Annotated in this window: 1 protein-coding gene; it reads right to left on the bottom strand. The window is 66.0% G+C overall.

What is annotated here, in order from left to right; translation table 11 throughout:
- Positions 1 to 2009 (bottom strand): condensation domain-containing protein (locus AC07DF_RS41300; RefSeq protein ID WP_478982764.1); only part of this gene is annotated, 2009 nt, incomplete at its 3' end.
- Positions 2010 to 2027: the final 18 nt, after the last annotated feature.

Genomic DNA, 2027 nt, shown 5'->3' with positions numbered 1-2027 from the left:
AGCACCGCCACCACCATGTCCACCGACCGCGGCAGCGCCAGACCCACCAGACGCTCCGGACCCACACCCCGCTTCACCAACACCCGCGCCAGCCGGTTCGCCCGCGCATTCAACTCGCCATAACTCACACGGGCATCACCACAGATGACCGCCACCGCATCCGGCGTTCGCCCCACCTGAGCCTCGAACAACTCCGACGCCGTACCAACCGGCACCCCACGAGCCGTGTCATTGAACTCAACCAGCAACCGCTCCCGCTCCATCGGCGCAAGCAGATCGACACCGACGATCCCTTGACGAGGATCGGCGACCGTCTCCTCGACGGCTCGCCGCAACCGCTCCAATATCAGACGTGCAGTGGCTTCGTCGAACAGGTCGGTGTCGTGCACAAGCTGAAGCTTTAGCGTCTCCTCTGGCAGCACCGTGAGACTCACCGGGTAGTGCGGCTCGTCGTGGCCTTTCACACCCATGATCGTCAGGCCGCCGGGGAGGTCAGTACCGTCGGCGCCGATGGGGTAGTTCTCGAACACGTAGAGGGTGTCGAAGAGTTCACCCTGGCCGGCGGCACGTTGGATGTCGGTCAGGCTCAGGTACTGGTGGTCGCTGAGGCGGGCCTGCTCCTCCTGCACCCGGGCCATCAACTCGGTCAGCGACTGCGACGGATCGAGCCGGACACGCACCGGAACCGTGTTGATGAACAGGCCGACCATCTGCTCGATACCGGGAATCTGCGGCGGACGCCCCGACACCGTCATACCGAAGACGACATCGTCCTTGCCCGTCAGCCGGGACAGCAACAACGCCCACGCCGTCTGCAGCACCGTGTTCACCGTCAGCCCATGCCGACGAGCCAACTCCGTAACACCAGCACTGACCTCGCCACTCAACGCAAGCGTCACCTCGCCATGGCTGCCGGCTTGTGAACGATGGCCGGCAGGCGCGAGCCTCGTCGGTTCCGCCCCGGCCAGCACCTCACGCCAGACCTCTTCGGCCTGGGTCCGGTCCTGCCGAGCCAGCCAGGCCAGATACATCCGGTAAGACACCGGCGCGGGCAGCACACTGTCGTCCCCGCCTTGCCCATACAGCTCGAACAGCTCCCGCAGCACCAGCGGCGTCGACCAGCCATCCAGCAGAATGTGATGATTCGTGATCACGAGCTTGTGCCGGCCGGGAGCAAGACGCACGACGACGAAACGCATCAGCGGCGCGCTGGCCATGTCGAAACGGGCAACCCGTTCCTCCTCCAGCAGCCGCGCCACCCGCTCACGCTGACCCGCCCCGGAGTACTCGCTCAGATCAACCTCACGCCACGGCAGCACCGGGTTGCCGGCGATCACCTGGACCGGCTCACCGTCACCGCCGGCCTGCCGGAAGCAGGCACGGAGACTGGCATGCCGGCCCACCAGCACCTCCGCCGACCGCCGCAGCACCCCCGCATCCAGCGCACCACTCAGATCAAACGCCAGCTGAACGTTGTAGACATCCACAGCGTCCTCGTCGAACAGCGCGTGGAACAACAGCCCTTCCTGCAACGGCGACAGCGGCAGCACATCCTCGACCACCACGTTCTCGGCCGCCCACTCATCGAGCTGCTCCTGCTCAAGGGAGACCAGGGGAAAGTCGGAGGGCGAATGCCCGCCGGCCTCCGGCAGGGCCGCATGCCCGGCCAGAACCCCCAGCATCCGAACCCACAGACCAGCCAGCTCCTCAACCTCATCCCGGTCCAGAACCTCCTGCGGCCAGGACCACACCGCATCCAGACGTATGTCCTCACCACTGCCGTGCGCGATCGCGTTGATCTCCAGACAGTGGGACATCCCCATGCCCGGATCGGCACCCAGAGGCGTTCCCGGAACCTCTCCCCCACCCGCCTCGAGAGCGGTGTCGAAGCGGCCGAGGTAGTTGAAGGCGATCTGGGGCCGGTCATAGCCGGCCAGAACCGGGGCGGTGCCGGGATTCAGATAACGCAGCAGCCCGTAACCGAACCCGTCATCGGGCAGCGCGTTCATCTGCTCCTTGACCCGCTT

The sequence above is a fragment of the Streptomyces sp. NPDC044719 genome, assembly GCF_056433405.1.
Note: the sequence above shows the minus strand (reverse complement) of the source record. Positions and strands in the feature narration are given on the sequence as shown.